The following is a 26,384-nucleotide window of genomic DNA, read 5'->3' as shown; positions in this document are numbered from 1 at the left end:
TGGTGCGAATGCAAAGTGACGGCGACCGAAACGACCCCGGTCGCGGCACCGCGGTCATCACGCGCACCAAAACCAAGACCAAGAAGCCCAGCCTCTACAGGGTCCTCATCCTCAACGACGACTACACTCCAATGGAGTTCGTGGTTCACGTCCTGGAGCGCTTTTTCCAGAAGGATCGCGAGGCCGCCACACGCATCATGCTGCATGTTCACAATCATGGAGTGGGCGAGTGCGGGGTGTACACATTCGAGGTGGCCGAGACCAAAGTGTCTCAGGTCATGGATTTCGCCCGACAGAATCAGCATCCGCTGCAATGCGTGATGGAGAAGAAGTGAGGTAACATGCCGGCTTTCTCCCAAGGCCTGGAAAAGGCGCTACATCAGGCGCTGACATTCGCCAACGAACGACACCATGAATATGCAACGCTCGAACACCTGCTGCTCGCGCTGATCGACGACACCGAGGCGGCCGCCGTCATGCGCGCCTGCAATGTCGACCTCGACGAGCTCAAGCACACCGTCCTCACCTATATCGACACCGAGCTCGACAACCTCGTTACCGGTTACGACGAGGATTCCAAGCCGACCGCCGGGTTTCAGCGCGTCATCCAGCGCGCCGTCATCCATGTGCAGTCGTCCGGCCGCGAGGAGGTCTCCGGCGCCAACGTGCTCGTCGCCATCTTCGCCGAGCGCGAGAGCCACGCCGCCTATTTCCTGCAGGAACAGCAGATGACCCGCTACGACGCGGTCAACTACATCTCGCACGGCATTGCCAAGCGCCCCGGCGCTTCGGAGACGCGCACCCCGCGCGGCGCCGAGGACGAGCAGGGCGGCCAGAACGGCGCCGAGCCGCAGGAGGACGGCGGCAAGAAGAAGCCGCAGGACGCGCTGACGGCCTACTGCATCAACCTCAACAACAAGGCCAAGGCCGGCAAGATCGATCCGCTGATCGGCCGCGAGAGCGAGATCAACCGCACCATCCAGGTGCTGTGCCGCCGCTCCAAGAACAATCCGCTTTATGTCGGCGACCCCGGCGTCGGTAAGACGGCGATCGCCGAGGGTCTGGCCAAGCGCATCGTCGAAGGCGATGTGCCCGAAGTGCTGCAGGACGCCACCATCTTCGCGCTCGACATGGGCACGCTTCTCGCCGGCACCCGCTATCGCGGCGACTTCGAGGAACGGCTGAAGCAGGTGGTCAAGGAGCTCGAAGACTATCCCGGCGCGGTGCTGTTCATCGACGAGATCCACACCGTGATCGGGGCAGGGGCCACGTCCGGCGGCGCCATGGATGCGTCGAACCTTTTGAAGCCGGCGCTCTCGTCGGGCGCGATCCGCTGCATCGGCTCGACCACCTACAAGGAGTTCCGCCAGTTCTTCGAGAAGGACCGCGCGCTGGTGCGGCGCTTCCAGAAGATCGACGTCAACGAGCCGACCATCGCGGACGCCATCGAGATCATGAAGGGTCTGAAGCCCTATTTCGAGGAGTTCCACAAGGTCCGCTACACGAGCGAGGCGATCAAGGCCTCGGTCGAGCTGTCGGCCCGCTACATCAGCGACCGCAAGCTGCCGGACAAGGCGATCGATGTGATCGACGAGACCGGCGCCTCGCAGATGCTGGTGCCGGAAGCCAAGCGCAAGAAGACGATCGGCATCAAGGAGATCGAGGCGACGATTGCCACCATGGCGCGCATCCCGCCGAAGACGGTTTCGGCCGACGACGAGAAGGTGCTGCAGGGCCTCGATGTCGAGCTGAAGCGCGTCGTCTACGGTCAGGACACCGCGATCACCGCGCTGACCTCGGCGATCAAGCTGGCGCGCGCCGGCCTGCGCGAGCCGGAGAAGCCGATCGGCTCCTACCTGTTCTCGGGCCCGACCGGCGTCGGCAAGACGGAAGTCGCCAAGCAGCTTGCCGCCTCGCTCGGCGTCGAGCTGATCCGCTTCGACATGTCGGAATATATGGAACGCCACACCGTCTCGCGGCTGATCGGCGCGCCTCCCGGCTATGTCGGCTTCGACCAGGGCGGCCTGCTGACCGATGGTGTCGACCAGCATCCGCACTGCGTGCTCTTGCTCGACGAGGTCGAGAAGGCGCATCCGGACCTGTTCAACATCCTGTTGCAGGTGATGGACCACGGCAAGCTGACTGACCACAACGGCAAGCAGATCGACTTCCGCAATGTCATCTTGATCATGACCACCAATGCGGGCGCGTCGGACGCGCAGCGCGCGGCGATCGGCTTCGGCTCGACCAAGCGCGAGGGCGACGATGTCGAAGCGATCAACCGGCTGTTTACGCCGGAGTTCCGCAACCGTCTCGATGCGATCATCCCGTTCAGCTCGCTGCCGGTGCCGGTGATCCATCAGGTGGTGCAGAAGTTCGTCATGCAACTGGAGGCCCAGCTCTCCGAGCGTGGCGTCACCTTCGATCTGTCGTCGGATGCGATCGCCTGGCTGGCAGACAAGGGCTATGACGAGCGCATGGGCGCGCGTCCGCTCGGTCGCGTCATCCAGGAGCACATCAAGAAGCCGCTGGCCGACGAGGTGCTGTTCGGCAAGCTGAAGAAGGGCGGCACGGTGCGCGTCACCGTCGAGAGGAAGGAAACCGGCGAGACCGGCCTGAAGCTCGAATCGCTCGCCGACGAAGCTCCGGTGAAGCCGAAGAAGGAAGAGCCGGAAGACGCTCCGAAGTCGAGGAAGGCGGCGGCGAAGAAGCCCGCCGCCAAGAAGGCGGCGGCGCACAAGCCGGAGCCGAAGGGCAAGGACGGCGGCAAGCGCAGCCTGGTGCCGCAACTGCCCCGCAAAAGCTGATCGGCCCCTGCCTGGAATTGCAAAAAAGCCCCGGCAACGGGGCTTTTTCATTGGAAGAGAGATAGAGCCTGTTCCATCCCGATGAAATCGGGATGGGCTCTATCCCTTTGTTTGAGCATGATCTTTTCCGAAAACCGGATTCCACTTTTCGGGATCATGCTCTAGATTTGCTTTGCGCAATTGCGGACGGAAAACCGCCACGCACCTTTCCTGGAATTGCTTTGGCGCATGACTGCTGGACAAATCGTCATTCTCAACGGCGCGCCGCGATCCGGAAAGTCGAGCATCGCCGCCGCCATTCAGGAGATGTTCGATGGCGTTTGGGTCAATCTCGGCGTCGACGCCTATGCGCAAGTCACGCCGCCGCGATTGCGTCCGGGCATTGGCCTGCGCCCCGGCGGAGAGCGTCCCGACCTCGAGACCCATGTACCGCGTCTCTACGCCGCGCTCCACGAATCCATCGCTGCCAACAGCCGGCTGGGGCTGAGTGTCGTCGCCGATGTCGGTCACCACGATGCCTATTCGAGGCCGCTCGGCATCCTTTCCGAATGCGCCCGGCGCCTTGCAGGCCTGCCGGTGCTATTCGTCGGCGTTCGCTGCCCGATCGAAGTGATCATGCAAAGGCGCAACGCCGGTGCGGCGGACGGAACATATGTGACCGGATCGGACGAGGATCCGATGCCGCGGCCTGTGCGCCTGTGGCAGGGAGAGGTGCACAAGCCCGGCATCTACGACCTGGAAATCGACACGTCGCGGCTGAGCCCTGACGATTGCGCCGAAGCGATCCGGCAGCGGCTGATTACCGGACCGGAGCCGACGACCTTCGCCACGCTGGCGCAGTTGCAGGCCGGCTGAGCCCGCGGTGCGGATCAGCTTCCGAGCGCCGCCCGGATCTTGGCTGCGTTTTCGGCCAGCACCTCCGGCTTCTCCATCTGTCCGGAATGCGGCTTGAGCGGCACGCCCTCGAAGCGCGGGATGACGTGGACATGGAGGTGGAAGACGGTCTGCCCGGAAGCCGGCTCGTTGAACTGCATCAGGGTGACGCCGTCGGCGTTGAAGGCTTTCTTCACGGCCACCGCTATCTTCTGCACCACGGCAAACAGCGGACCGAAGGTTGCCGGGTCGGCGTCGAGGATATTGCGCGACGGCGCCCTCGGCATCACGAGCGTGTGGCCGACCCCCTGCGGCATCACATCCATGAAGGCAACAACCGCGTCGTCCTCATAGACTCGCTGCGACGGAATCTCGCCGCGCAGGATTTTGGCGAAGATGTTGCCGGGATCGTAGGCTTCGGCCATGGCGGGCACTCCGGATTGCACTCATCACCCGATGTAGCGAAGCCGCCTGTGAGCGGCAAGGTGCTCAAACGGATCGCTTGCGATATATGCCTCGGCGCGAAATGCGGGTCGGTCACCGCGTCTATGTCGACAAAAGGCAGGCCGCCGCGACGGTCCGGCGCCGAGCACGGAAGCGACGAAGGCCGAAAGATGCGCTCGGGCCTGCGTCAGCAATTGGAACTTGAAACCCGATGCGCCGCCCTCGAGCGGAAGACGATCAGGTAGCGGTCGGCCATGGCCGCAATGATCGCAGGATACGCCGACCTATTCCTTGAGATCCTTGCGGAAAGGCGTGTGCTCTTCGAGATACTCGCCCATCCGCTCCACCTCGCGTCGCTCGCGGCGCAGATAGTCGGCGACAGCATTGCGCAGGCCGGCGTGCGCAATGTAGTGCGCCGAATGCATGGTCACCGGCTGATAGCCGCGCGCCAGCTTGTGCTCGCCTTGCGCGCCCGCTTCCACCACCTTCAGCTTGCGCTCGATCGCGAAGTCGATCGCCTGGTGATAGCAAACCTCGAAATGCAAGAAAGGGTGGTCCTCGATGCAGCCCCAGTTGCGGCCATAGAGCGCGTCCGACCCGATGAAGTTGATGGCGCCCGCAATGTAGCGACCATTGCGTCTGGCCATCACCAGCAGGATATCGTCGGCCATGCGCTCGCCGATCAGCGAGAAGAACTGGCGGTTCAGGTAAGGACGACCCCATTTCCTGCCGCCGGTATCCATGTAGAAGGCGAAGAAATCGTCCCAGGCGCGTTCGGTGATATCCTTGCCGGTCAGCCAGTCGATGCTGATGCCGTCCGCCAACGCCTCGCGCCGCTCCTTCTTCATCGCCTTGCGCTTGCGCGAGGCAAGCGTGGCGAGGAAGTCGTCATAGCTGGAGAAGCCTTCGTTGAAGAAATGGAACTGCTGATCAGTGCGGTGCAGGAAACCCGCCGCCTCCAGCGTGGCGATATCGGTGTCGGTCGCGAAGGTGACATGCGCGGAGGAAACGCCAAGCTTGTCGGTCACCATCTTGAGACCGGCGGCGAGGCCGGCCTTAACCGCGCCGGCGTCCTCGCCTTTGCCGACCAGCAGGCGGGGGCCGGTAACCGGCGTGAACGGCACCGAGCATTGCAGCTTGGGGTAATAGCGTCCGCCGGCGCGTTCGAACGCGTCCGACCAGCCGTGATCGAAAACATACTCGCCCTGGCTGTGCGATTTGAGATAGCAGGGCACTGCACCCAGCAGCCTGCCTTGCGCATCCTCGAGCCTCAGGTGATGGCCCTGCCAGCCGGTGCGCCGCACGGCGCAGCCGGAGTCTTCAAGCGCGCTTAGAAAAGCGAATGAAACGAGCGGGTTGTAGCCGCTTTCTTCATCGCCGCGCGTGGTTCCGGCGAAGCCGTTCCATTCCTCGCAGGTGAACGCGCCTATGCCCGCCGCGACGCGGATCGCATAGGCCGCGTTCGTTTCCCGTCCATCCTCGTTTTCACCCTGATCCATGCGGCTTATTTAAGCGTCCTCAGGGCAGCTACAAGTCACGTTTCGGACACCGCCTCAGGCGACCTTGACCAGATCGGGCTCGAAGCCCTCGAAGGTCATCTGGTCGGCATATTTGAAGGTGAGGTCGACCGCGGGCTGATCCTGAACGGTCCAGGTGATGACCGGCATCTTGAGCTTTTCGCGCACGAAGCTGACGAACGGGTTGGGCAAATCGCCAGCGGCATAGGACGTGAAGGCAAGGTCATGCGCCAGCATGGCGAAATGCGCTTCGATCAGCTGGTTGTCCTTGCCATAGGCGGTCAGCCCGCCAGGGATGCCGGGCGCATCCTTGGCGAAGTCGCGGATCAGCCAGTGGTCGAACGACATGATCGCCACCTTGCCCTTGTAGCGCTTGAGCAGCCTGCCGACGCCCGCCACCAGCCCTTTGTCATGGCCGGGAATGCCTTTCAGCTCGACCACCAGCGGCACACGGCCGTCGATCAGGTCGAGCGCTTGCTGCAGCGTCGGCAGATGGTCCTTGGTGCCGCCTACCTTAAGCGCCGTGAGCTCGGCCGCGGTGCGCTGCCAGACGAAGCCGTTCTCGCCGGTCAGGCGCTTCAGATCGCCGTCATGAATGATCACCGGAACTCCGTCGGACGAGATGTGCACGTCGCATTCGATCGCGTAGCCGCGCTCGACCGCCGCCGCGAAGGCCGACAGCGTGTTCTCCCAGCGCGTCTTGTTCATATCATGAAGGCCGCGATGGGCGACCGGGCGGGCAATCAGCCAGGAAAGATCGGTCATGTCAGGCCCGTTCACTCGACTTCGAAGATCGCTTCGATTTCGACCGCGGCGTTGAGCGGCAGCGAGGTGGTGCCGACGGCGGAACGGGCATGCTTGCCGCGTTCGCCGAGCACGGCGACCAGGAAATCGGAAGCGCCGTTGGCGACCAGGTGCTGCTCGACAAAGTCCGGCGCCGAGGCGACGAAGACGGTGATCTTGACCAGCCGGCGGATTTTTTCGAGATCGCCGAGTGCTGCCTTGGCCTGCGCCAGGATGTTGATGGCGCAGAATTTCGCGCCTTCCTTGCCCGCAGCGGTGTCGATGTCACGGCCGAGTAGCCCGCTCGCCTGCAGCTTGCCGTCCTTGAGCGGCAGCTGGCCGGCGGTGAATAGCGTGTTGCCGGTCCGGCAGTAGGGCACATAGTTGGCGGCGGGTGCGGCGGCGCCCGGAAGGGTGACGCCGAGATCGCTTAGCCGCTTTTCGATTGTTTCGCTCATTGGTTTTCCCTATTGCTGGAAGGCGCCGCGTTGGCCGGGCCGAAATTGCTATTTTTGCCTCGCTTCCGCCATGACTTTTTTTAAGCTGGACCATCTTTCCCTGCGGCCTGCCATCGGCCGTGACGATCGGAGAACTTCATGCGCGTGACGCGCCTTTTCCTTACCGCCGCTCTCCTGTCGACGGCCATCCCGATGGCTCCGGCCTTTGCCGTGCCCGCGCTGCAGGCGCACCGCGCCGTCTATGACCTTACTCTCAACAAGGCGTCCGACCGCTCCGGCATCACCGGCATTTCCGGCCGGATGGTGTATGAGTTCAACGGCTCGCCCTGCGAAGGCTACACGGTCAAGTTCCGCTTCGTCACCCAGATCGTCACCAACGACAACACCAGGCTGACCGACCAGCAGACGACGACGTTCGAGGACGCCGAAGGCAAGACCTTCTCCTTCGTGACGAAATCCTTCGTCGACCAGAACCTTGACAAGGAGGTCAAGGGTATGGCGACCAGGGAGCCCAAGGGCCTCAAGGTCGACATCGACAAGCCCGAGAGGAGCACGCTGGAGCTCACCGCCACGCAGTTCCCCACGCAACATCTCGTCGAGCTGATTGGCAAGGCCGAAAAGGGCGAGAGCTTCTATCAGACCAATCTGTTCGACGGCTCCGAGGATGCCAACAAGGTGATGACGACCACCGTGGTCGTCGGCAAGAAGACCGAGGCCGACAAGTCGGACCCAGAGGCGCCGGCGCTCGCCAAGCTCGCCACCGAGAAATACTGGCCGGTCGACATCGCCTATTTCGACGATACCGACAAAAGCGGCGAGGAAGTGCCGGAATACCGGATCAGCTTCAAGCTGCATGAGAACGGCATCACCCGCGATCTCGTCATGGACTATGGCGACTTCTCGATGACCGGCAAGCTGGTGAACCTGTCGCTGTTCGACCAGGCCAAGCCTTGCCCGGCTTCGAAATAGTAGCGGGTTAACCACGACGCAGTCTGTCCGGGCAGCCTGACTTGAAGGCGCCGCAATCCAGTCCCAGCTTTCCCTGAGTTATTTCGGGGGAGATAGCTTGGGCAGGATCGACGTGTTCGTGGCGCCGCGACCCAATCCGGCGCTGATCAAGGCAATGACGGTCGTCAACCGGATCGTCATGCTGCACGGGGTTCCAGGCTTTCGCGACCTGCTGCCCTTCAATCGTCTCGCCGGCCTGCGCGGCGTTTCCAATGTCCGCCATATCGACTTTCCCGCCGCCGACCAGCGACGGCTGAAGGCCTGCTGCGGCGCGGGACAGGCGACATTCATCGCGCCCAACCATCCCGAATTCTTCACCGACTGGATGATCGATAAGGAGATCGTCTCGCGCGTCAGTCCGCTTGCCGCCTCATGGGCAACGCATGGCGTGGTGAACGGCCTCGGCCGGCTGATGCAGAAATTCTGGCTTGCCAACAACCTGATCGCGCAGATCCCCGGCAACAGTGAAGCCGCCAAGGCGCATTCGGTCGACTGGGCGCTCCAAGGCCATGGTGTGCTGCTCCACCCGGAAGGCGGCGTCGGCTGGCATGGCAATTATGTCGGGCCATTGCTTCCCGGCGCGGTGGAGATGGGTCTCGAGGCGCTGAAGCGCGGGCGCGAGACGAACAAGGATTTTAGGGCCTGGGTCGTTCCGGTCGTGTGGAAGCTCGCCTTCACCGGCAATATCGAGCGGGCGCTCGCCAAGGAATGCGCCTATGTCGAGAGAAGCCTCAAGATTGACAGCTCGGTCGCGAGTTCGCTGCCGGAACGCGTTTACCGCATCTATTCGATCTTGCTGTCCCGCGACGAGCAGGCCTGCGGCCTAACGGCAGAGGAGGGCGCTCCTTATGCCGTACGCCAGAAACGCATGCTGGCCGAGCTTGGCCATCGGCTTGCCGAAGGCATTGCGGCCGATGCCGGCCTCGACCTGGGCGAGATGCTGCGGCGCTCACGCCGCTGGCTGCGCGAGGCCAGCGCTGGTGCCGAGGAGCCGAAGCGCGTGCGAAAACTGGCGGAAACGATTCAGCGCATCCAGCGCGTCGGCCCTTGGGCCTTTGCCAATCAGGCGATCACGCAGGAGGAGATCGCCGAGCATCTGAAGCGCATCCGCAACGACTATTGCAAAGGCACATTGCGCGACACGTTCAATCGCTTCATCCCGCAGCCAGCGGGACCGCGCCGCGCTCATATCCGCGTGCCCGAGCCCCTGGGGCTCAATGCCTATGACGGTTCGGTCGACGAGGCGCTCGCCGTGCTGCGGTCACGCATGCAGGACGCCGTGACGAGGATCGTGACCGAAATCGAAGCCGCCGGCGGCTTCATTTCCTATCCGAATCCCTTCTATCATCGCTGACTTGAGGTTGGCCTGGAGACCGTAGACGGGCCGCCCATGTCGGTTGGAGTGCGGCAAGCCCGATGGCTGTCTATGTCGATGCGGCGATCTGGAAATGGGCCGGCCATCGCTGGTGCCATCTGCTCGCCGACGACACCGACGAGTTGCACCGCTTCGCCGCCGAGCTTGGCGTCAAGCGCTCGTCCTATCAGGGACCGCCCAAGACTTCGGCGCCGCATTATGACATAACCGGCTTCGAGCGCGACCGAGCCGTGCGGCTCGGCGCCATCGAATGCAGCCGCGAGGAGATCGTCGCGATCTTCCGCCGCGTGCGGGTGCCGAACGGGAAAATAAGACCATGACGCTAACGGCATTTGTGGCTTACTGCGGGGCGATAACGCTCGCCGCCGCCACGCCTGGCCCCGCCATGTTCACCGTCATCACCAATGGAGTCTCGCGTGGGTTCGTCCGCGCCTTGACGGCCGGCGTCGGCGTCGCCGCCGGCGACGCGGTGCTGGTGACGCTGGCGCTGTTGGGTCTCGTGGCACTGGCACAGACCTTCGAATGGGTATTCCTTGCGCTGAAATATGCGGGCGCCGCCTATCTGGTCTTTCTCGGCATCAGGATGTGGCGGTCGGCCGCTGCCCATGAAGACGGGGTGCGCACGGCCCAGGCAGGGCTCTTCCGATCGTTTTTCCTCGGGGCCTCGATCGCGCTCGGTAATCCAAAGGCGATCCTTTTCCATGCCTCGATTATGCCGCTGATCCTCGACCTCGACGCCATGACCTTTGCCGACGGGCTGCTGGTGGTCATGGTCGTGATCGGCGTCAACATCGTCACCATGGGGATCTACGCGGCACTTGCCGGGCGGGCTTCGGGCTGGTTCGGGAATCCGCGGCGTATGCGCTTGATGAATAGGTTCGCCGGCGGCGCGATGATCGGCACCGGTGCGCTGATCGTCGCACGCTGACCAGCAAGGCACCGGGGCGCTTGCCTTTATGGCGCTTCCCCTCTATATGCGCGCTCATTCCACACACGGACTTTGGTGTCTGCCCGGGAGAAATCCGGCTGAAACCTCCGGTGGCATCAGGACATCCGTCCGAAATGCCTGTGTCCGTGGAGGCCAACCGGAAAGGAACTAAGAATGGCTCTGCCTGATTTCAGCATGCGCCAGCTTTTGGAAGCTGGTGTTCACTTCGGCCACCAGACCCACCGCTGGAACCCGAAGATGGCGCCCTACATCTACGGCGCCCGCAACAACATCCACATCATCGACCTGTCGCAGACGGTGCCGCTGCTGCACCAGGCCCTTAAGCAGGTTTCCGACACCGTCGCCAGGGGCGGCCGCGTGCTGTTCGTCGGCACCAAGCGCCAAGCTTCGGACATCGTCGCCGACGCCGCGCAGCGTTCGGCCCAGTACTATGTCAACTCGCGTTGGCTGGGCGGCATGCTGACCAACTGGAAGACGATCTCGAACTCGATCCAGCGCCTGCGCAAGCTCGACGAGACGCTCGCCGGCGAGGCCCAGGGCCTCACCAAAAAGGAGCGCCTCAACCTCGACCGCGAGCGCGAGAAGCTCAACAAGGCGCTTGGCGGCATCAAGGACATGGGCTCGACGCCGGACCTGATGTTCGTCATCGACACCAACAAGGAAGCGATCGCCATCCTCGAGGCCAAGCGCCTGGGCATCCCGGTCGTCGCCATCATCGATTCGAACTGCGACCCGGACAAGATCGACTTCCCGATCCCCGGCAATGACGACGCGGCCCGCGCCATCCAGCTCTACTGCGATCTGATCGCCAAGGCTGCCATCGACGGCATCGCCCGTCAGCAGGGCGCGCTGGGCATGGATATCGGCGCGTCGACCGAGGCTCCGGTCGAACCGGCGCTCGACACCCCGGCTGCCGAGGCTCCGGAAGCTTGAGAAGCGAAGGCCGGTTGCGGCCTTCATCTTTCCAATAAGTTGGCGCGCTAAAGCGCTTTTGCCGGGCGCATCATCGGGATTCGATGGTGCGTCGGCGCATTTGAAACAAAGAGGCGACAATGAGCATTTCGGCTGCACAGGTCAAAGAACTCCGCGACTTGACCGGCGCGGGCATGATGGACTGCAAGGCGGCGTTGAACGAAACCAACGGCGACATGGAAGCGGCAGTCGACTGGCTGCGCAAGAAGGGTATCTCCAAGGCCGACAAGAAGGCAGGCCGCACCGCGGCCGAGGGCCTGATCGGCGTCGATTCCGGCGTTCGCGAAGCTGCCGTCGTCGAGGTCAATTCCGAGACCGACTTCGTCGCCCGCAATGCCGCCTTCCAGGAAATCGTCGCCAACGTCGCCAAGGTCGCGCTCGCCTACGGCACGACCGAGGCTGTTGCCGCGGCCAAGTATCCGGGCTCCGACAAGTCGGTCACCGACACCATCAAGGACGCGGTCGGCACCATCGGCGAGAACATGGGCTTCCGCCGTTCGGCGAAGCTCACCGTCCCGCATGGCGCGGTGGCGACCTATGTGCACAATGCCGTCGCCGACGGCCTCGGCAAGCTCGGCGTGCTCGTCGCGATCGAGACCACCGGCAATGAGCATGCAGCGAACGCGTTCGGCCGTCAGGTCGCCATGCATGTCGCGGCGACCAATCCAGTCGCGCTGACCGCCGAGGAAGTCGACCCGGCGCTGGTCGAGCGCGAGAAGGCGATCTTCTCCGATCAGGCGCGCCAGTCCGGCAAGCCGGAAGCGATCATCGAGAAGATGGTCGAGGGCCGCCTGCGCAAGTTCTACGAAGAGGTGGTGCTTCTGAAGCAGGCCTTCGTGCTCAATCCCGACATCACCGTCGAGAAGGCGCTGAAGGATGCCGAGAAGGAGATCGGCGCTCCGGCCAAGATCAGCGCTTACCTGCGCTTCGCGCTCGGCGAAGGCATCGAGAAGGAAACGACCGATTTCGCGGCGGAAGTCGCGGCCGCGGTCAAGAAATAGCCCGAAGCAACAAGTAAGGCTAAAGAGCTCAGGCAACTCGGCCGGGTGTCCGCATGGATGCCCGGCCGATCTCTTGAGCGGTATCGATAAAAGCCCGCAGCTTCGGCGCCATCAACGCCCGGCGTGGGAAGTAGAGGAAGAGGCCCGGCTCCTCGATCGCCGTCTTCGGCAGGATCTGGACGAGACGGCCAGCGGCAAGATCGGCACGCACCAGCGGCTCGAACACATAGGCGAGACCGACGCCTGCCAGCGCAAGATCGATCGCCGCAAGCGAATCGGTGACGACGGCCGTGCCGCGCGTCTCGACCACCATATCCCTGCCGTTTTCGTTCAAATCCCAGCGATAGAGCCCGCCCGAGCGGACGAGCCGGTAGCCGATGCAATTGTGGTTGCTAAGGTCGGCCACGTCGCGCGGCCGGCCGTGTTTTCCGATATAGGCGAGCGAGGCGACGACCACGGCCTTGAAAGGTGGCGTGAGCCTCACGGCGACCATGTCCTGCGCGATCATCTCGCCAAGCCTGATGCCGGCATCAAAACCCTCCCCGACGATATCGACCAGGGCCTGGTCGGCGAAGACCTCGACCGTTACGTCCGGATAGCGCTCGGCCATCGCCGCGACCACGGGTGTCACCGCCAAGGGGATCGCGATGTTGGAGGCGTTGATCCTGAGCAACCCTGAGGGCCGGCCCTTGACGCCGCGGATGCGGTCCATCCGCTCGGCGATGTCCTGAAGGGCAGGGGCGGCTGTCTCCACCAGGGCCTTGCCGGCTTCCGTCAGCGAGACGCTGCGCGTCGTGCGCGCAAATAGCGGCTGGCCGATGCGCTCCTCCACCAGCCGCACCGCATGGCTGACGGCCGACGGGCTCATGCCGAGCTCGGCAGCGGCAAGCGCGAAGCCGCCGCGCCTGGCAACAGCGACGATCACCGGCAGATGTGTGAGCAGATCTCGATCCATTCATGAATGATATCGCATGGTCCTTGCGAACAATGCAATCTTATCGATGCCGGCGCGGTGCTCCACATTAATCGCCAACACATCGGCGATGGGGCCGATGCTCGAGGAGAAGAAACGTGAATGCTTTGAGACATGTGACCTTCGCGGCAGGACTGGCATTGGCGCCGGTCGATGCCGGCGGGGCCGAACCAGCGGATTGGAAGGTGCTTGCTGATGAGCGAGCCGTCATCCGCATTGCCGATGCCATCGACCGCGCCGTCGATGCGCAGGATTGGAAGCTGGCGCGCAGCTATTTCGCCGACCGCGTCACCGTCGATTTCAGCACCCTTTCCGGGCAGCCACCGGCCACCATCGCCTCTGACGACCTGATCGGCACCTGGGCGGCGAACCTGAAGGGCAGCAAGACCAGCCTGCACCTGCGCACCAATCACCAGGTCGTCATCGAGGCCGATACGGCGACCGTCCGTTCCAACGGCTACGCCTGGAACCGGATGGAGGGCAATGGCGACCCGCTCTGGGAGGTCTGGGGCACCTATGAGCACCACCTCATCCGCTCCGGCGCCGGCTGGAAGGTCGATGGCTTCACCTTCCGCATGACGCATGAGCGCGGCAATCCGTGGGTCAAGACGACCCCCGGCCAATAAGCAGACAAGATCGGAGAACATCATGACCATGAGCTACTACACGCTCGGCAACAGCGGCCTGCGCGTCAGCCGGCTGGCGCTTGGCACCATGACCTTCGGCACTGAATGGGGCTGGGGCGCGGACCGGGATACCGCCCGCGCGATGTTCGATGCTTATGTCGAAGCCGGCGGCAATTTCTTCGACACCGCTGACCTCTACACCGGCGGCACTGCCGAAACCTGGCTCGGCGAGTTCGTTGCCGAGCGGGGCTTGCGCGACAAGGCGGTGATCGCCACCAAATTCACGATGAACAAGGAGCCCGGCAATCCGAATGCCGGTGGCAACGGCCGCAAGAACATCATGCGCGCCGTGGACGCTTCGCTGAAACGGCTCGGCACCGATTATATCGACCTCTATCTCATGCATGTGTGGGACAGGCTGACGCCGGCCGAGGAGGTGCTGCGCACGCTGGACGACCTGGTGCGCGCGGGCAAGGTGCGCCATATCGGCCTCTCCGACGTGCCGGCCTGGTATGCCGGCCGGGCGCAGGCGATCGCCGAATTGCGCGGCTATGAGCCGGTCTCGGCCCTGCAGCTCGAATATTCGCTGGCCGAACGCTCGATCGAGCATGAATTCGCGCCTTTCGCCGCACGGCATGGCGCCGGCATCATGGTGTGGAGCCCGCTGGCCAGCGGGCTGCTCAGCGGCAAATACCGCCCGACGCAGGCCGGCAATGCCGGCCGGCTCGACGGTTTCCGCAACACCACGCATCCGGGTTTCCAGAAATTCAGCGACCGCAACTGGGCGATCGTGACGGAGCTCGAAAAGGTGGCTTCCGAACTCGACCGCAGCATGGCCCAAGTGGCGCTGAATTGGGTGGCGACGCAGCCTGGTGTGGCCACAGTCATCCTAGGCGCGACGAAGCTCGCCCAGTTGCAGGACAATCTCGCGGTGCTCGACTTTTCAATCCCTGCCGAACTCCGCAAGCGACTCGATTCGGTGAGTCTCGCGCCGGCGCCGTTCCCGCATTCCTTTTTTGGACCCGAGATCCAGGTCAGGGTGGCCGGCGGCGTCGTGACCGGCGACAAGCCCTCCGGCTATTCGCTGCCGGTCCTGGTCGAAGGCGAGGCGGTGAGCATCAGCAGCAACTGATCGAAAAAGCCTGGAATTTTGCGCACGGGCGCGGCGTGACATCGCCGCGCCCTTCGTGTATCGGGTCGAACCACCGTGCCAGCGCCGCCAGGCGAAGCGGGGCGCCGTTCGCCTCCAGATTTGCCCGCGCCGAGATTTTCGAGGAACCAGATGACGGTGAAGCCCCTCTATCGACGTGTCTTGCTGAAGGCTTCGGGCGAAGCGCTGATGGGAGAACAGCATTTCGGCATCGACGTCTCGGTCGTCGACCGCATCGCCGCTGACATTGCCGAGGCGAGGGCGCTGGGCATCGAGGTCGGCGTTGTCATCGGCGGCGGCAACATCTTCCGCGGCGTGGCCGTGGCCTCCAAGGGCGGCGACCGCGTCACCGGAGACCACATGGGTATGCTCGCCACCGTCATCAACTCGCTGGCGCTGCGCACCTCGCTCAACAAGATCGGCGTCGACGCCGTGGTGCTTTCGGCCATCGCCATGCCCGAGCTCTGCGAGAGCTTCTCGCAGCGCCAGGCGACCGCCTATATGAACCAGGGCAAGGTGGTGATCTTCGCCGGCGGCACCGGCAATCCGTTCTTCACCACCGATTCGGCCGCTGCGCTGCGCGCCGCCGAGATCGGCGCCGACGCGCTCTTCAAGGGCACCCAGGTCGACGGCGTCTATTCGGCCGACCCAAAGAAGGATCCGAACGCGGTGCGTTTCGATCGCATAAGCCATGCCGAAGTCATCAAGCGCGGGCTTACGATCATGGACACGGCAGCGATTGCACTTGCGCGCGAAAACAACATTCCGATAATCGTCTATTCGATCCACGAAAAGGGTGGTTTCGGCGAAATCCTGAGAGGCGGCGGCCATTGCACGGTCGTCGCTGACAACTGATCGGATCAGAACCGGCTAAACTAGCGGTTCCGAATGGGAACCCGAACACAACAGTGAACCCGGCGAACGGGTCGAGGAGATGATCATGAGTGGCGAGTACGACGACCTCAAGCGGCGCATGGACGGGGCCATCGCGGCCTTCAAGCACGACCTCGCTTCGCTGCGCACCGGCCGCGCGTCCAGCAACCTGCTCGACGCAGTCCAGGTCCATGCCTATGGCACGACGATGCCGATCAATCAGGTGGCCAACGTAACGGTTCCGGAGCCGCGCATGATTTCGGTATCGGTCTGGGACAAGTCCATGGTCAGCGCCGTCGACCGCGCCATTCGCGAAGCCAATCTCGGCTTCAATCCGATTGTCGACGGCACCAATCTCAGGATTCCGCTACCCGAGCTCAACGAGCAGCGCCGCAAGGAACTGGTCAAGATCTCGCATGGCTATGCCGAGAATGCTCGCGTCGCGGTGCGCCATGTCCGCCGCGACGGGATGGATTTCCTAAAAAAGGCGGAAAAGGACGGTACACTCAGCGAAGACGATCATCGCAAGCGCTCCGACCAGGTTCAGAAGCTGACCGACGAGATGATTAGTACCATCGATCACCTGCTTTCCGATAAGGAAGCTGAAATCATGCAGGTTTAGGGTCGGTTCCTCCGGCCCGAAAGCGAGACCATGGCAACGCCCGCGCATGTCGCGATCATCATGGATGGAAACGGACGCTGGGCCAAGGCGCGCGGCTTGCCGCGGCTTGCCGGCCACCGCGCCGGTGTCGAGGCCTTGCGCAAGACGGTGCGCGCCGCGCCCGAGCTCGGCATCTCGTTCCTGACGGTCTATGCCTTCTCCTCGGAAAACTGGTCGCGGCCGAAATCCGAGGTTAGCGACCTGATGGGTTTGTTGAAACTCTTCATCCGCCGCGATCTCGCCGAATTGCACCAGAACGGCGTGCGGGTGAGGGTGATCGGCGACAGGGAAGGGCTGCAGCCGGACATCAGAGGCCTGCTGCAGGAAGCCGAATCGCTGACCGCCGGCAACGAGGCGCTGACGCTCGTCATCGCCTTCAACTATGGCGGCCGCGACGAGATCGTGCGCACCGCCCGCAAGCTCGCCGATGCCGTGGCGCGCGGCGAAATGACAAGCGACGCCATCACGATGGAGAGCTTTGCGGCCCATCTTGATACCGACGGCTTTCCCGATCCCGACCTGGTGATCCGCACCAGCGGCGAGCTCAGGCTGTCGAACTTCCTTTTGTGGCAGGCGGCCTATAGCGAGCTCGTGTTCCTGCCCTGCTTCTGGCCGGATTTTAGCCGAGAGCATCTGGCCGACGCCCTGCGAGACTTTGCAGGCCGTGAACGCCGCTTCGGCGGGCTCGCCGCCCGCGACGTCGCCTTGTAGCGCCGCCACAAATGAGCAACCTGCAGCAGCGCGTCATCTCGGCCATCGTGATGGCTGCGGTTACGCTTGCGCTCACCTGGCTCGGCGGGCTGCCGTTCCGCCTGTTCTGCGCGGCGATCGCAGCAGCGATCTTCTACGAATGGACGCGCATGTGCCGCTCTGCAGGCGGCGCTGCGTCCGGCTTTCTGCCGGAAGCGCTGGTCGCAGTTTTCATCGTCGCGTTGATAACCGGGCTGCCGGCGCTCTGGCTGTTGCTCCTGGTCGCAGTTCTTACCGCGATCGCGGCACCGGCCGCACGCATGCAAGGGGCCGAGCAATGGGAGGCGTCGGGACTGGCTTATGCTGCTCTGTCCGGCCTTTCGCTTGCCTATCTGCGCGATGACAACCATTCCGGCCTGATTGCCATCCTCTTTCTGTTCGCGGTAGTCTGGGCGACCGACATAGCGGCCTATTTCGTCGGCCGTGCGGTCGGCGGCCCGAAGCTCGCGCCATCCATCTCGCCCGGTAAGACGCAAAGCGGGGCGCTTGGCGGTGCCGTCGGCGGCGTTGTCGCCGGGTTGCTGCTGGCGATCGTGACCGGAGCCGGCAATCTCTTAATGCTTGGGCTTGTCGCATTGGCGCTCTCGGTCGTCTCCCAGATCGGCGATCTGTTCGAATCCTGGGTCAAGCGCCGGCATGGCTGCAAAGATTCGAGCAATCTGATTCCCGGCCATGGCGGCGTCATGGACAGAGTCGACGGGCTTGTCGCGGCAGCCTTCACCCTGTACGTCATTGGTTGGATTGCGGCGGGCGCCGACCATCCGGCAATGGGGCTGTTTCCGAACTGAGTGGCGTCGCCGCGGGCGAAAAACGAAGCGCGCCACGGATTCGCCCGGATTGATGCCACAGTCGCGGCCGAGTGTCGCGCTGGGCGAATTTGAGGGCATGACTTGAACGAGATTCTTCACTCTGTCTTCAGCACTCAAGGGTTTGTCCTTGGCACCCTCGTGCCGTTCCTGTTCGTGCTCACCGCCGTGGTGTTCGTGCATGAGATGGGCCACTATCTCATCGGCCGCTGGTGCGGCATCGGCGTGAAGGCCTTTTCCATCGGTTTCGGGCCCGAGCTCTTCGGTTTCAACGACCGCCACGGCACGCGCTGGAAGCTTTGCGCCATCCCGCTCGGCGGCTATGTGAAATTCGTCGGCGACATGAGCGCGACATCGAGCCAGCCGAGCGCCGAAGAGATCGAATCGCTGACCGAGGCCGAGCGCGAGGTCGCTTTCCACACCCAGCCGATCTGGAAGCGCGCGGCGACCGTCGTTGCCGGACCGCTGTTCAATTTCCTGCTGACGATCGCCGTCTTTGCGGTGCTGTTTTCGCTCTACGGCCGTCCGGTCATGGAGCCGATGGTGGCCGAAGTGGTTGCCGGCAGCCCGGCCGCCAAAGCGGGTATCCAGCCCGGCGACCGATTCGTCAGCGTCGACGGCAGCAAGGTAGAGACCTTCGCCGACGTCCAGCGTCTTGTCTCGGGCCGCGCGGGCGACGCCATGACCTTCACCATGCTGCGCGACGGCAAGGAAATCACCGTCACGGCGACGCCGCAGCCGATGGAGCAGCAGGACGCGCTGGGCAACAAGGTCAAGGTCGCGGTCATCGGCGTCGCCAACAACGCCGAGCTCGGGCAGCCGCGGCTGGTCTCCTACACGCCTCCCGGCGCGCTGGCGGCAGCCGTCGAGGAAACCGGGCATGTCATCGAGCGCACCGGCCAGTTCCTGCAGCGCTTTGTCGTCGGACGCGAGGACAAATGCCAACTGGGCGGACCGATCAAGATCGCAAAAATGTCGGGTCAGGCGGCCAAGCTCGGTTTCGAATGGCTTGTGCAGCTTGTTGCATTCCTGTCAGTCGGGATAGGGATTCTCAATCTTCTGCCGATTCCCCCTCTCGACGGCGGCCATCTCTTGTTCTACGGCGTCGAGGCCGTCATAAGGCGGCCGGTATCGGAGCGGATGATGGAGATGGCCTATCGGGCTGGGCTCTTTCTGGTGCTCGGATTTATGGGTTTCGTTTTTTGGAATGATCTGTTTGGGTGCTGAAATCATGAAGGAATTTGGCTTCAGCCCCGGCTCCGTTGAGATGCCGTTTACCATGCGTGGGGATATGCGTGACACGAAAGCCACGCAACAGGGTTAAGTAAATACAAATTAACCCGGAGCCTTGCGTGTAGGGGAAATCCGGTTAATACGGTAAGGGAAAATACCGCACGTCCGGTTTTCTCGCCGTGGGGACTACGAGAAAAAGGTACAAAAGCCCGATGAAGGCAGCATCCAAGTTTCTGAGCGCCGCGTCCGCGGCGGCTTTGTCCGCCGCCCTGGTTTTGCCAGGCGCGCTCGCAGTGCAGTTCGTTGCCACATCGGTAGCCGAAGCAGCAGTCGTCAGCAGGGTCGAGGTCAGCGGTAACCAGCGCGTCGACGCCGACACCATCCGCAACTACATTTCCATCAAGCCCGGCAAGGCCTTTTCCAGCTCCGATATCGACAACGCGGTCAAGGCGCTGTTCGGCACCGGGCTGTTCTCGGACGTGCAGATCAACCAGGTCGGCTCGACCCTGGTCGTCAAGGTTTCCGAGTACAAGGTCGTCAACCAGGTCCTGTTCCAGGGCAACAAGAAGCTGAAGGACAACGCGCTTCAGGCCGCTATCCAGCTGAAGCCGCGCGCGACTTTCTCGCAGCAGGCGCTCGATGCCGACGTCGAGGCAGTGAAGGCTGCTTACCGGCGCATCGGCCGCGACGACGCCGCCGTGACCACGCAGATCATGGATCTCGGCGACAATCGCGTGAACGTGGTCTTCAACATCAACGAAGGCGCACGCACGCAGATCGCGGCGATCAATTTCGTCGGCAATAGCGCCTTCTCCAGCCGCCGCCTGTCGGATGTGATCAACACCAAGCGTTCGTCCTGGCTTTCCTTCGTGCTGCGCGACGACGTCTATGACGAGGACAAGCTGCGCGCCGACCAGGAGCTGCTGCGCCGGTTCTATTACAATCACGGCTATGCCGACTTCCAGGTGGTCTCGGCCGTTGGCGAGCTGGATGAAGCCACCAACAAATACACGGTCACGATCACCGTGCAGGAAGGCGAGCGTTATACTTTCGGCGACATCAGCGTCGAGAGCACCATCCCCGAGGTCGACTCCAAATCGCTGGAATCGGTGGTCGAGACCCACAAGGGCGATGTCTACAACGCCAAGGACGTCGAGGATTCGATCGTCGCACTGACCGAAAAGGTCGCGGGGTCGGGCTATGCCTTTGCCCAGGTGACGCCGCGCGGCGACCGCAATTTCGAAAATCACACGATCTCGGTCGTCTACACCATCGACCAGGGCACCAAGGCCTATATCGAGCGCATCGAAATCCGCGGCAACGACCGCACGCGCGACTACGTCATCCGCCGCGAATTCGATGTCAGCGAGGGCGACGCGTTCAACCAGGTTCTCATCCAGCGCGCGAAGAAGCGGCTGGAAGCGCTGGATTACTTTCAAAAAGTTGACATTTCGACTGTTCCTGGGTCGGCCCCTGATCAAGTCGTCCTGGTGGTTGACGTGGTCGAAAAGTCGACCGGCGAGTTCTCGATCGGCGCCGGCTATTCGACGGGCGGCGACACGCCAGGCCCGTCGGTCGAAGGCTCGATCACCGAGCGCAACTTCCTCGGCCGCGGCCAGTACATCAAGCTGGCGGCTGGCGGCGGCAGGCATTCGCGCGACTACAGCGTCTCCTTCACCGAGCCGTATTTCCTCGGCCGGCGCATCTCAGCAGGCTTCGATATCTACAAGTCGACGCGCGAGTACAGCCACTACGACACTGACGTCACCGGCGGGACCATCCGCTTTGGCTTGCCGATCACCGACAGCATCTCGACGCAGCTGGCGTACAACATCTCGCAGGAGAAGTATTCCATTGCGGATGGTTGCTTGACCAACGGAACATTCACCCAAGGTAGCCCGTGCACCATCTCCGATGCGGTCCTTGCTGGTATCGCCGAAAGTCCATGGCTCAAGTCGTCGGTCAGCCTCGGTCTGGTTTACAATACTATCGATGACATGAAGAACCCGCACGAAGGGTTATACGTAACCGGTACTACCGAGTTCGCCGGTCTCGGTGGCGATGCCAAGTGGGTGAAATTGACCGGGCGCGCAAGCGTCTACCAGACCCTTTCCGAGCAGCTCGACCTTGTCGGCTTGGTGTCGGGGGGCGGGGGTTACATTACCGGCTACGGCAGTGGCGACCTGCGCATCTTTGACTACTTCCAGAGCAACGAACGCATGATCCGCGGCTTTGAATATGGCGGTATCGGTCCTGTAGCTACTGGAACCAGTGGCGACCATCTCGGCGGTACGACCTATTTCAATGCCTCTGCTGAAGCCCAGTTCCCGCTGCCGGTCATTCCGGAGAGTTTCGGGCTGCGTGGTGCTGTCTTCGCGGATGCTGCAACGCTCTACGGCAACTCGCTCGCCGGCGTCGATACGTCCACAACCGGCATGCAGTGGCGCGCTTCGGTCGGTGTGGGCCTGATGTGGGCTTCGCCGTTCGGCCCGATCCGCATCGACTATGCGATCCCGGTCAAGAAGGAGCCGACCGACAAGACGCAGGAATTCAACTTCGGCATTGCAACTCGTTTCTAATCCGCGGGTTACGATGTTTCCGGGCCGTCTGACGGCCCGGAAAGGACTGATCCGACCTAGCTGGATATTGTTTCTGGAATGACCGATCCGGTGTTCTTCGCGCCTTCACGCCGCTATACGGCCGGCGAGGTCGCGAATCTGACCGGCGCCAATCTCGTTGATTCATCACAGGCTGATGTTGCGATCGAAGCGTTGGCGCCCGCCAATGAGGGCCGCGACGGGGCGCTCGTCTTTGTCGATGGCAAGCGCAATTTCGCGCTGATGCAGTCGCTCAAGGCGGCGGCTGTGCTGTGTCCAGCCGATTTTGCCAGCAGAGCGCCGCAGGGCGTCGCGGTGCTGGCTCATCCGCGGCCGCAGCAGGCCTTCGCGATGGTCGGGCGGCTTTTGTTTCCGCAAGCCTCTACCCCAGGGCCGATGACCGGGGAAACGGGCGTTTCGCCGCAAGCGCATGTCGATCCGTCCGCGCATGTCGAAGCCGGCGCGATCGTGGAAGCCGGCGCCGTGATCGGTCCCGGCGTCTCCATTGGCACCGGCACCGTCGTTGCGCCCCACGCCGTCATCGGCCGCTCCTGCAAGATCGGCCGCGACGGTTACGTCGGCCCGGGCGCCAGCATCCAATACGCGCTAATCGGCAACCGCGTCATCATCCATGGTGGTGCCAGGATCGGCCAGGACGGCTTCGGCTTCGTGGCCGGCGCCAAAGGCCCCGAGCGCGTGCCGCAGATCGGCCGCGTCATCATCCAGGACGATGTCGAGATCGGCTCGAACACCACGGTCGATCGCGGCGCGATGTCCGACACGGTCATCGGCCAAGGCACCAAGATCGACAATCTGGTGCAGATCGCCCACAATGTTCGCATCGGCCGCAATTGCATTATAGCCGGGCTTTCGGGTATTTCCGGTTCCGTCGTCGTCGGCGACAACGTCACCATGGGCGGCGGTGTCGGCCTGGCCGATCATTTGACCATCGGCCCAGGGGCCAAGCTTGCAGCGAGAAGCGGATTCATGAGCAACGTGCCGGCGGGCGAAGTCTGGGCAGGCTATCCGGCACAGCCGATGGCCGAAGCCTTGCGCGAGATCGCTTGGCTGCGCAAGGTCGCCAAGAGCCGCAAGCAGGGCGACGGAAATGGCTGATATGGTTACGACGACACTCGAGGCGGTCGACATAATGGGGCTTATGAAGCTCCTGCCGCACCGCTATCCGTTCCTGCTGATTGACCGCATCGTCGAGATCGACGGCGACGACTCCGCTGTCGGCATCAAGAACGTGACCATCAACGAACCGCATTTCCAGGGCCATTTCCCGCAGCAGCCGGTGATGCCGGGCGTGCTCATCATAGAGGCCATGGCGCAGACCGCGGGCGCGATTTGCATCCGCAGCCTCAATACGGAAAAGCCGTCGCTGGTCTATTTCATGACCATCGACAACGCGAAGTTCCGCAAGCCGGTCGTTCCAGGCGACCAGCTCAGGATCCATGTCAAGAAGATCAAGAAGCGCGGCAACCTGTTGAAATTCGGCTGCGAGGCCATGGTTGACGGGGCAAAGGCGGCCGAAGCCGAGGTTTCGGCCATGATGGTCACCGGCTGACGGTTCGAAATGCTGATGAAAATTGAGACATCAATCCATCCTTCCTCGATCGTCGAAGAAGGTGCCCAGCTTGGCGAAGGCGTCCGCATCGGGCCTTTCTGCCATGTCGGCCCCGACGCCGTCATCGGCGATCGCGTCGAGCTGGTCAGCCATGTCTCGGTGATGGGCGCGACCACCGTCGGCGCCTCGACCAAGGTCTATCCGATGGCGACGCTGGGCGCGCCGCCGCAGAACACCAAGCACAAGGGCGGGCGCACCACGCTGGTCATCGGCGAGAATTGCACCATCCGTGAAGGCGTCACCATGCATGTCGGCACGGATTCCAGCCGGGGCGAGACGACGGTCGGCGACAACGGCAATTTCCTGGCCTACGCCCACATCGCCCATGACTGCATCGTCGGCAAGAATGCCACCTTCGCCAACGGGGCGACGCTCGGCGGACATTGCGAGATCGGCGACAACGTCTATATAGGCGGTCTCACCGCTGTTCATCAGTTCGTCCGTATCGGCGACAATGCCTTCATCGGCGGCTGCTCGGCCGTCGTCGGCGACGTCATTCCCTACGCGATCGCCGTCGGCAATCGCGCCAAGCTGCGCGGCCTCAACATCATCGGCCTGAAGCGCTCCGGTCTGCCGCGCGCCGAAATCTATTTGCTGCGCAGGGCTTACAGGACGATCTTCGACCACTCCCGCACCGTCGGGGAGAATGTCGAGATCGCCAAGGCGGAATTCGCCTCGTCGCCAACGGCCATGAAGATGATCGACTTCATCACCAGTCGCGGCAAGCGGCACTATGCCGTCCCGCCGCTCAAGGGCGGTGGCGGCGATGACGATAGCGATGACGAGGGCTGAGCTCGCCAGATCAGCGCTTGCACTCGGGCCGGGTTCCAGGGTCGGCATCATCGCCGGTGGCGGCAGCCTGCCTGTCGAGGTCGCAGACGGGCTTGCCGCACAGGGCTATGCGCCGTTCATTCTGTTGATGGAAGGTGAGGCTGACCGCAAGCAGCAGCTCGGCCGATACGAGCATGTCACCATGGCGCTCGAGCAGATCGGCTCGTTGGTGTCGACGCTGAAACGCCACGGCGTCACCCATCTGGTCCTTGCCGGCGAGATCAAGCGCAGGCCAAGGCTAAGCAACATGCGACCCAGTCTCGGATTGCTGGTGATCATACCGTCGGTGGTGGTCGCTCTGGCGCGAGGCGATGATGGACTCCTGAAGGTTCTGACGCGAGGCCTCGAAAAGCGCGGCATCAAAGTGGTGGGCGCGCATGAGGTCGTTCCTGAGCTCACTGCCGGCCAGGGCACGTTGACTGCAGGGGCTCCGAAGCAATCGGACTGGCGCGATATCGAGGCGGGCCGGGCGGCGGCCAAGGCGATCGGCGCGCTCGATATCGGCCAGGCGGCAATTGCGATCGGAGGGCGGGTGATCGCGTTGGAGGGCATCGAAGGCACAAAGGGCCTGCTCGAAAGAGCGCGCGAATTGCGCGGACACGGCAGGCTCGCCGGCAAGACGCGCGGTGTCCTCGTCAAATGCGCCAAGCCGGATCAGGAATTGCGCGCCGACTTACCCTCGATCGGCCCGCAGACGGTCGAGGCGGCGCATGCCGCAGGGCTTGCCGGCATAGCCGTAGAGGCCGGCCGCTCGCTCATTCTCGAAGGTCCGACGACGCTGGCGCGAGCTAATGCGCTTGGCCTGTTTATCGTCGGGTTTCCCGCGACGGAGCCGGCCGATGGCCGGTGACAGGCCGCTCAAGATCGCCATTGTCGCCGGCGAGGAGTCGGGCGACCAGCTCGGCGCCGACATCGTTCGCGCGCTCGAGAAGACCACCGGCCGCAAGATCGAGCTTATCGGCATCGGCGGGCGGCATCTGCAGGAATTGGGGCTGAGACCACTCTTCGACGGCAGCGAGATCGCGCTGATGGGATTCAGCGCTGTTTTGCGCGATCTGCCGCGGCTGATGCGTCGCATCGGCCAGACGGCCGCGACCATCGCGGGTGAGCGGCCGGACTGCCTGATCACCATCGACAGCCCTGACTTTTCGTTGCGGGTCGCCAAAAAGGTCCGTGCCGCCGCGCCCGCCATTCCGATCGTCCATTACGTCTGCCCAAGCGTGTGGGCATGGCGACCGGGCAGGGCGGCGGCGATGAAGCCCTACGTCGACCACATCCTGTGCATCCTGCCTTTCGAGGTGAAGGCGCTTGCGCGCCTTGACGGGCCGCCCGGCACTTATGTCGGCCACCGGCTGACGCAGGATGTCAGCGTGCTCGACGCCGCCAAGGTGCAAAGTCTACCGCGCGACCTGTCGGAAGATCGCGTCAAGACGCTGCTTGTGCTGCCTGGGTCGCGCCGCGGTGAGGTGCGCCGGCTGATCGAGCCGTTCGGCAAGGCGGTGTCGGTTCTGCGCCAGCGCGGCCACCGGTTGCGCCTGCTGCTGCCGACGGTGCCGCATGTCACCGACCTCGTGAAAACGTCGGTCGCGAGTTGGGACGAGAAGCCCGAGATCATCGCCGATCCGGAGCGCAAATGGCAGGCTTTCGGCAAGGCCGATGCGGCCTTGATCGCCTCGGGAACGGTTTCGCTGGAGCTCGCGCTTTGCGGCGTCCCGATGGTCTCCACCTACAAGCTCGATCCGATCGCGAGGCAATTGCTGCAGCATATGGTGACGGCGTGGTCGGCGCTGCTGCCCAACCTGATCGCCGACCGCGCGCTGGTGCCGGAGTTCTACGATCAGTATGTCAGGCCGGAGAACCTGGCGCGTCAGTTGGAAGCGCTGTTTGCCGATACCGGCATGCGTGCCTGGCAAAAGGCCGGCTTCGCCGAGATCTCCAGGCGGATGGCAACGGAGAAACCCTCCGGCGAGATCGCCGCGGAGGTGGTGATGGGATGCATTAGGAGAGCGAATAGGGAGTAGCGAATAGCGAATAGATCGCTCGGCGCTTCGCGGCTTTGTTTCCCTA

General features: G+C 63.3%; 27 protein-coding genes. 22 read left to right on the top strand and 5 right to left on the bottom strand.

Features of this window, described 5'->3' with window-relative positions; genetic code table 11:
* The first annotated feature begins 8 nt into the window (after window positions 1-8).
* The 3 genes from clpS to RFN28_RS04675 all read left to right on the top strand — a co-directional run bounded on the left by clpS (window position 9) and on the right by RFN28_RS04675 (window position 3,662).
* Window positions 9-335, top strand: a complete 327-nt coding sequence (clpS, locus tag RFN28_RS04685; RefSeq protein WP_040972327.1) for an ATP-dependent Clp protease adapter ClpS — start codon at window positions 9-11, stop codon at window positions 333-335.
* Window positions 336-341: 6 nt separating this feature from the next.
* Complete coding sequence (gene clpA, locus RFN28_RS04680) at window positions 342-2,807, top strand: ATP-dependent Clp protease ATP-binding subunit ClpA (protein WP_320286210.1); 2,466 nt, start codon at window positions 342-344, stop codon at window positions 2,805-2,807.
* A 228-nt stretch (window positions 2,808-3,035) separates the two neighbouring features.
* Window positions 3,036-3,662, top strand: coding sequence for a chloramphenicol phosphotransferase CPT family protein (locus tag RFN28_RS04675; RefSeq protein ID WP_320286209.1), 627 nt, complete (start codon window positions 3,036-3,038; stop codon window positions 3,660-3,662).
* 14 nt (window positions 3,663-3,676) lie between these two features.
* Here RFN28_RS04675 and RFN28_RS04670 read toward each other — a convergent pair whose 3' ends face one another.
* The 4 genes from RFN28_RS04670 to RFN28_RS04655 form a co-directional block, all read right to left on the bottom strand.
* Entirely contained in the window at window positions 3,677-4,105 is a 429-nt protein-coding gene (locus RFN28_RS04670) for an HIT family protein (protein WP_320286208.1), read from the bottom strand.
* Between the two features lie 303 nt (window positions 4,106-4,408).
* Window positions 4,409-5,623 carry a GNAT family N-acetyltransferase gene (locus RFN28_RS04665; protein WP_320286207.1) on the bottom strand — a complete coding sequence of 405 codons (1,215 nt, stop codon included), beginning with the start codon at window positions 5,621-5,623 and terminating at the stop codon, window positions 4,409-4,411.
* Window positions 5,624-5,677: 54 nt separating this feature from the next.
* Window positions 5,678-6,406, bottom strand: a complete 729-nt coding sequence (locus tag RFN28_RS04660) for a glycerophosphodiester phosphodiesterase (protein ID WP_320286206.1) — start codon at window positions 6,404-6,406, stop codon at window positions 5,678-5,680.
* A gap of 11 nt (window positions 6,407-6,417) precedes the next feature.
* Complete coding sequence (locus RFN28_RS04655) at window positions 6,418-6,882, bottom strand: RidA family protein (protein ID WP_320286205.1); 465 nt, start codon at window positions 6,880-6,882, stop codon at window positions 6,418-6,420.
* A 138-nt stretch (window positions 6,883-7,020) separates the two neighbouring features.
* Here RFN28_RS04655 and RFN28_RS04650 point away from each other — a divergent pair, with 138 nt between their 5' ends.
* The 6 genes from RFN28_RS04650 (at window position 7,021) to tsf (ending at window position 12,187) form a co-directional block, all read left to right on the top strand.
* Window positions 7,021-7,851, top strand: a complete 831-nt coding sequence (locus RFN28_RS04650; protein WP_320286204.1) for a cell envelope integrity EipB family protein — start codon at window positions 7,021-7,023, stop codon at window positions 7,849-7,851.
* 97 nt (window positions 7,852-7,948) lie between these two features.
* Window positions 7,949-9,244 (top strand): lysophospholipid acyltransferase family protein, encoded by a 1,296-nt coding sequence (locus tag RFN28_RS04645; protein WP_320286203.1) that lies wholly within the window; start codon window positions 7,949-7,951, stop codon window positions 9,242-9,244.
* A 62-nt stretch (window positions 9,245-9,306) separates the two neighbouring features.
* Window positions 9,307-9,585, top strand: a complete 279-nt coding sequence (locus RFN28_RS04640; RefSeq protein WP_320286202.1) for a DUF4031 domain-containing protein — start codon at window positions 9,307-9,309, stop codon at window positions 9,583-9,585.
* Window positions 9,582-10,193 (top strand): LysE family translocator, encoded by a 612-nt coding sequence (locus tag RFN28_RS04635; RefSeq protein WP_320286201.1) that lies wholly within the window; start codon window positions 9,582-9,584, stop codon window positions 10,191-10,193. The genes RFN28_RS04640 and RFN28_RS04635 overlap by 4 nt, the downstream gene beginning before the upstream one ends.
* A gap of 174 nt (window positions 10,194-10,367) precedes the next feature.
* Complete coding sequence (gene rpsB / locus RFN28_RS04630; protein ID WP_320286200.1) at window positions 10,368-11,147, top strand: 30S ribosomal protein S2; 780 nt, start codon at window positions 10,368-10,370, stop codon at window positions 11,145-11,147.
* Window positions 11,148-11,266: 119 nt separating this feature from the next.
* Window positions 11,267-12,187: a translation elongation factor Ts gene (gene tsf / locus RFN28_RS04625; RefSeq protein ID WP_320286199.1), complete on the top strand. Its 921-nt coding sequence runs from the start codon at window positions 11,267-11,269 to the stop codon at window positions 12,185-12,187.
* Between the two features lie 28 nt (window positions 12,188-12,215).
* Here the strand turns inward: tsf and RFN28_RS04620 are convergent, their stop codons facing one another.
* Window positions 12,216-13,142, bottom strand: coding sequence for a LysR family transcriptional regulator (locus RFN28_RS04620; RefSeq protein WP_320286198.1), 927 nt, complete (start codon window positions 13,140-13,142; stop codon window positions 12,216-12,218).
* 116 nt (window positions 13,143-13,258) lie between these two features.
* Between RFN28_RS04620 and RFN28_RS04615 the strand changes: the two genes are divergently transcribed.
* The 13 genes from RFN28_RS04615 to lpxB all read left to right on the top strand — a co-directional run bounded on the left by RFN28_RS04615 (window position 13,259) and on the right by lpxB (window position 26,338).
* On the top strand, window positions 13,259-13,786 hold the full coding sequence (locus RFN28_RS04615; protein WP_320286197.1) for a nuclear transport factor 2 family protein: 528 nt from the start codon (window positions 13,259-13,261) through the stop codon (window positions 13,784-13,786).
* Between the two features lie 22 nt (window positions 13,787-13,808).
* Window positions 13,809-14,918, top strand: coding sequence for an aldo/keto reductase (locus RFN28_RS04610; protein WP_320286196.1), 1,110 nt, complete (start codon window positions 13,809-13,811; stop codon window positions 14,916-14,918).
* A gap of 150 nt (window positions 14,919-15,068) precedes the next feature.
* Window positions 15,069-15,791 (top strand): UMP kinase, encoded by a 723-nt coding sequence (gene pyrH / locus RFN28_RS04605; protein ID WP_040971675.1) that lies wholly within the window; start codon window positions 15,069-15,071, stop codon window positions 15,789-15,791.
* Between the two features lie 85 nt (window positions 15,792-15,876).
* On the top strand, window positions 15,877-16,431 hold the full coding sequence (frr, locus tag RFN28_RS04600; RefSeq protein ID WP_082044360.1) for a ribosome recycling factor: 555 nt from the start codon (window positions 15,877-15,879) through the stop codon (window positions 16,429-16,431).
* Window positions 16,432-16,461: 30 nt separating this feature from the next.
* Window positions 16,462-17,181, top strand: a complete 720-nt coding sequence (locus RFN28_RS04595) for an isoprenyl transferase (protein WP_320286195.1) — start codon at window positions 16,462-16,464, stop codon at window positions 17,179-17,181.
* An 11-nt stretch (window positions 17,182-17,192) separates the two neighbouring features.
* Window positions 17,193-18,008: a phosphatidate cytidylyltransferase gene (locus RFN28_RS04590; RefSeq protein ID WP_320286194.1), complete on the top strand. Its 816-nt coding sequence runs from the start codon at window positions 17,193-17,195 to the stop codon at window positions 18,006-18,008.
* 102 nt (window positions 18,009-18,110) lie between these two features.
* Window positions 18,111-19,253 carry an RIP metalloprotease RseP gene (rseP, locus tag RFN28_RS04585; RefSeq protein WP_320286193.1) on the top strand — a complete coding sequence of 381 codons (1,143 nt, stop codon included), beginning with the start codon at window positions 18,111-18,113 and terminating at the stop codon, window positions 19,251-19,253.
* 218 nt (window positions 19,254-19,471) lie between these two features.
* Entirely contained in the window at window positions 19,472-21,838 is a 2,367-nt protein-coding gene (gene bamA, locus RFN28_RS04580) for an outer membrane protein assembly factor BamA (protein ID WP_320286192.1), read from the top strand.
* A gap of 78 nt (window positions 21,839-21,916) precedes the next feature.
* Window positions 21,917-22,972 carry a UDP-3-O-(3-hydroxymyristoyl)glucosamine N-acyltransferase gene (lpxD, locus tag RFN28_RS04575; RefSeq protein WP_320286191.1) on the top strand — a complete coding sequence of 352 codons (1,056 nt, stop codon included), beginning with the start codon at window positions 21,917-21,919 and terminating at the stop codon, window positions 22,970-22,972.
* Window positions 22,965-23,426, top strand: a complete 462-nt coding sequence (gene fabZ / locus RFN28_RS04570) for a 3-hydroxyacyl-ACP dehydratase FabZ (protein WP_320286190.1) — start codon at window positions 22,965-22,967, stop codon at window positions 23,424-23,426. Before lpxD ends, fabZ begins: the two co-directional genes overlap by 8 nt.
* Before the next feature lie 15 nt (window positions 23,427-23,441).
* Complete coding sequence (gene lpxA / locus RFN28_RS04565; RefSeq protein ID WP_320286189.1) at window positions 23,442-24,278, top strand: acyl-ACP--UDP-N-acetylglucosamine O-acyltransferase; 837 nt, start codon at window positions 23,442-23,444, stop codon at window positions 24,276-24,278.
* Entirely contained in the window at window positions 24,253-25,167 is a 915-nt protein-coding gene (locus tag RFN28_RS04560) for an LpxI family protein (protein ID WP_320286188.1), read from the top strand. The genes lpxA and RFN28_RS04560 overlap by 26 nt, the downstream gene beginning before the upstream one ends.
* Window positions 25,157-26,338, top strand: a complete 1,182-nt coding sequence (gene lpxB / locus RFN28_RS04555; RefSeq protein WP_320286187.1) for a lipid-A-disaccharide synthase — start codon at window positions 25,157-25,159, stop codon at window positions 26,336-26,338. Before RFN28_RS04560 ends, lpxB begins: the two co-directional genes overlap by 11 nt.
* Window positions 26,339-26,384 lie beyond the last annotated feature (46 nt).

This window comes from Mesorhizobium album (assembly GCF_033977205.1).
Lineage (GTDB): Bacteria > Pseudomonadota > Alphaproteobacteria > Rhizobiales > Rhizobiaceae > Mesorhizobium > Mesorhizobium album.
The sequence above is the reverse complement of the archived record's forward strand: the minus strand, read 5'-3'. Positions and strand labels throughout refer to the sequence as shown.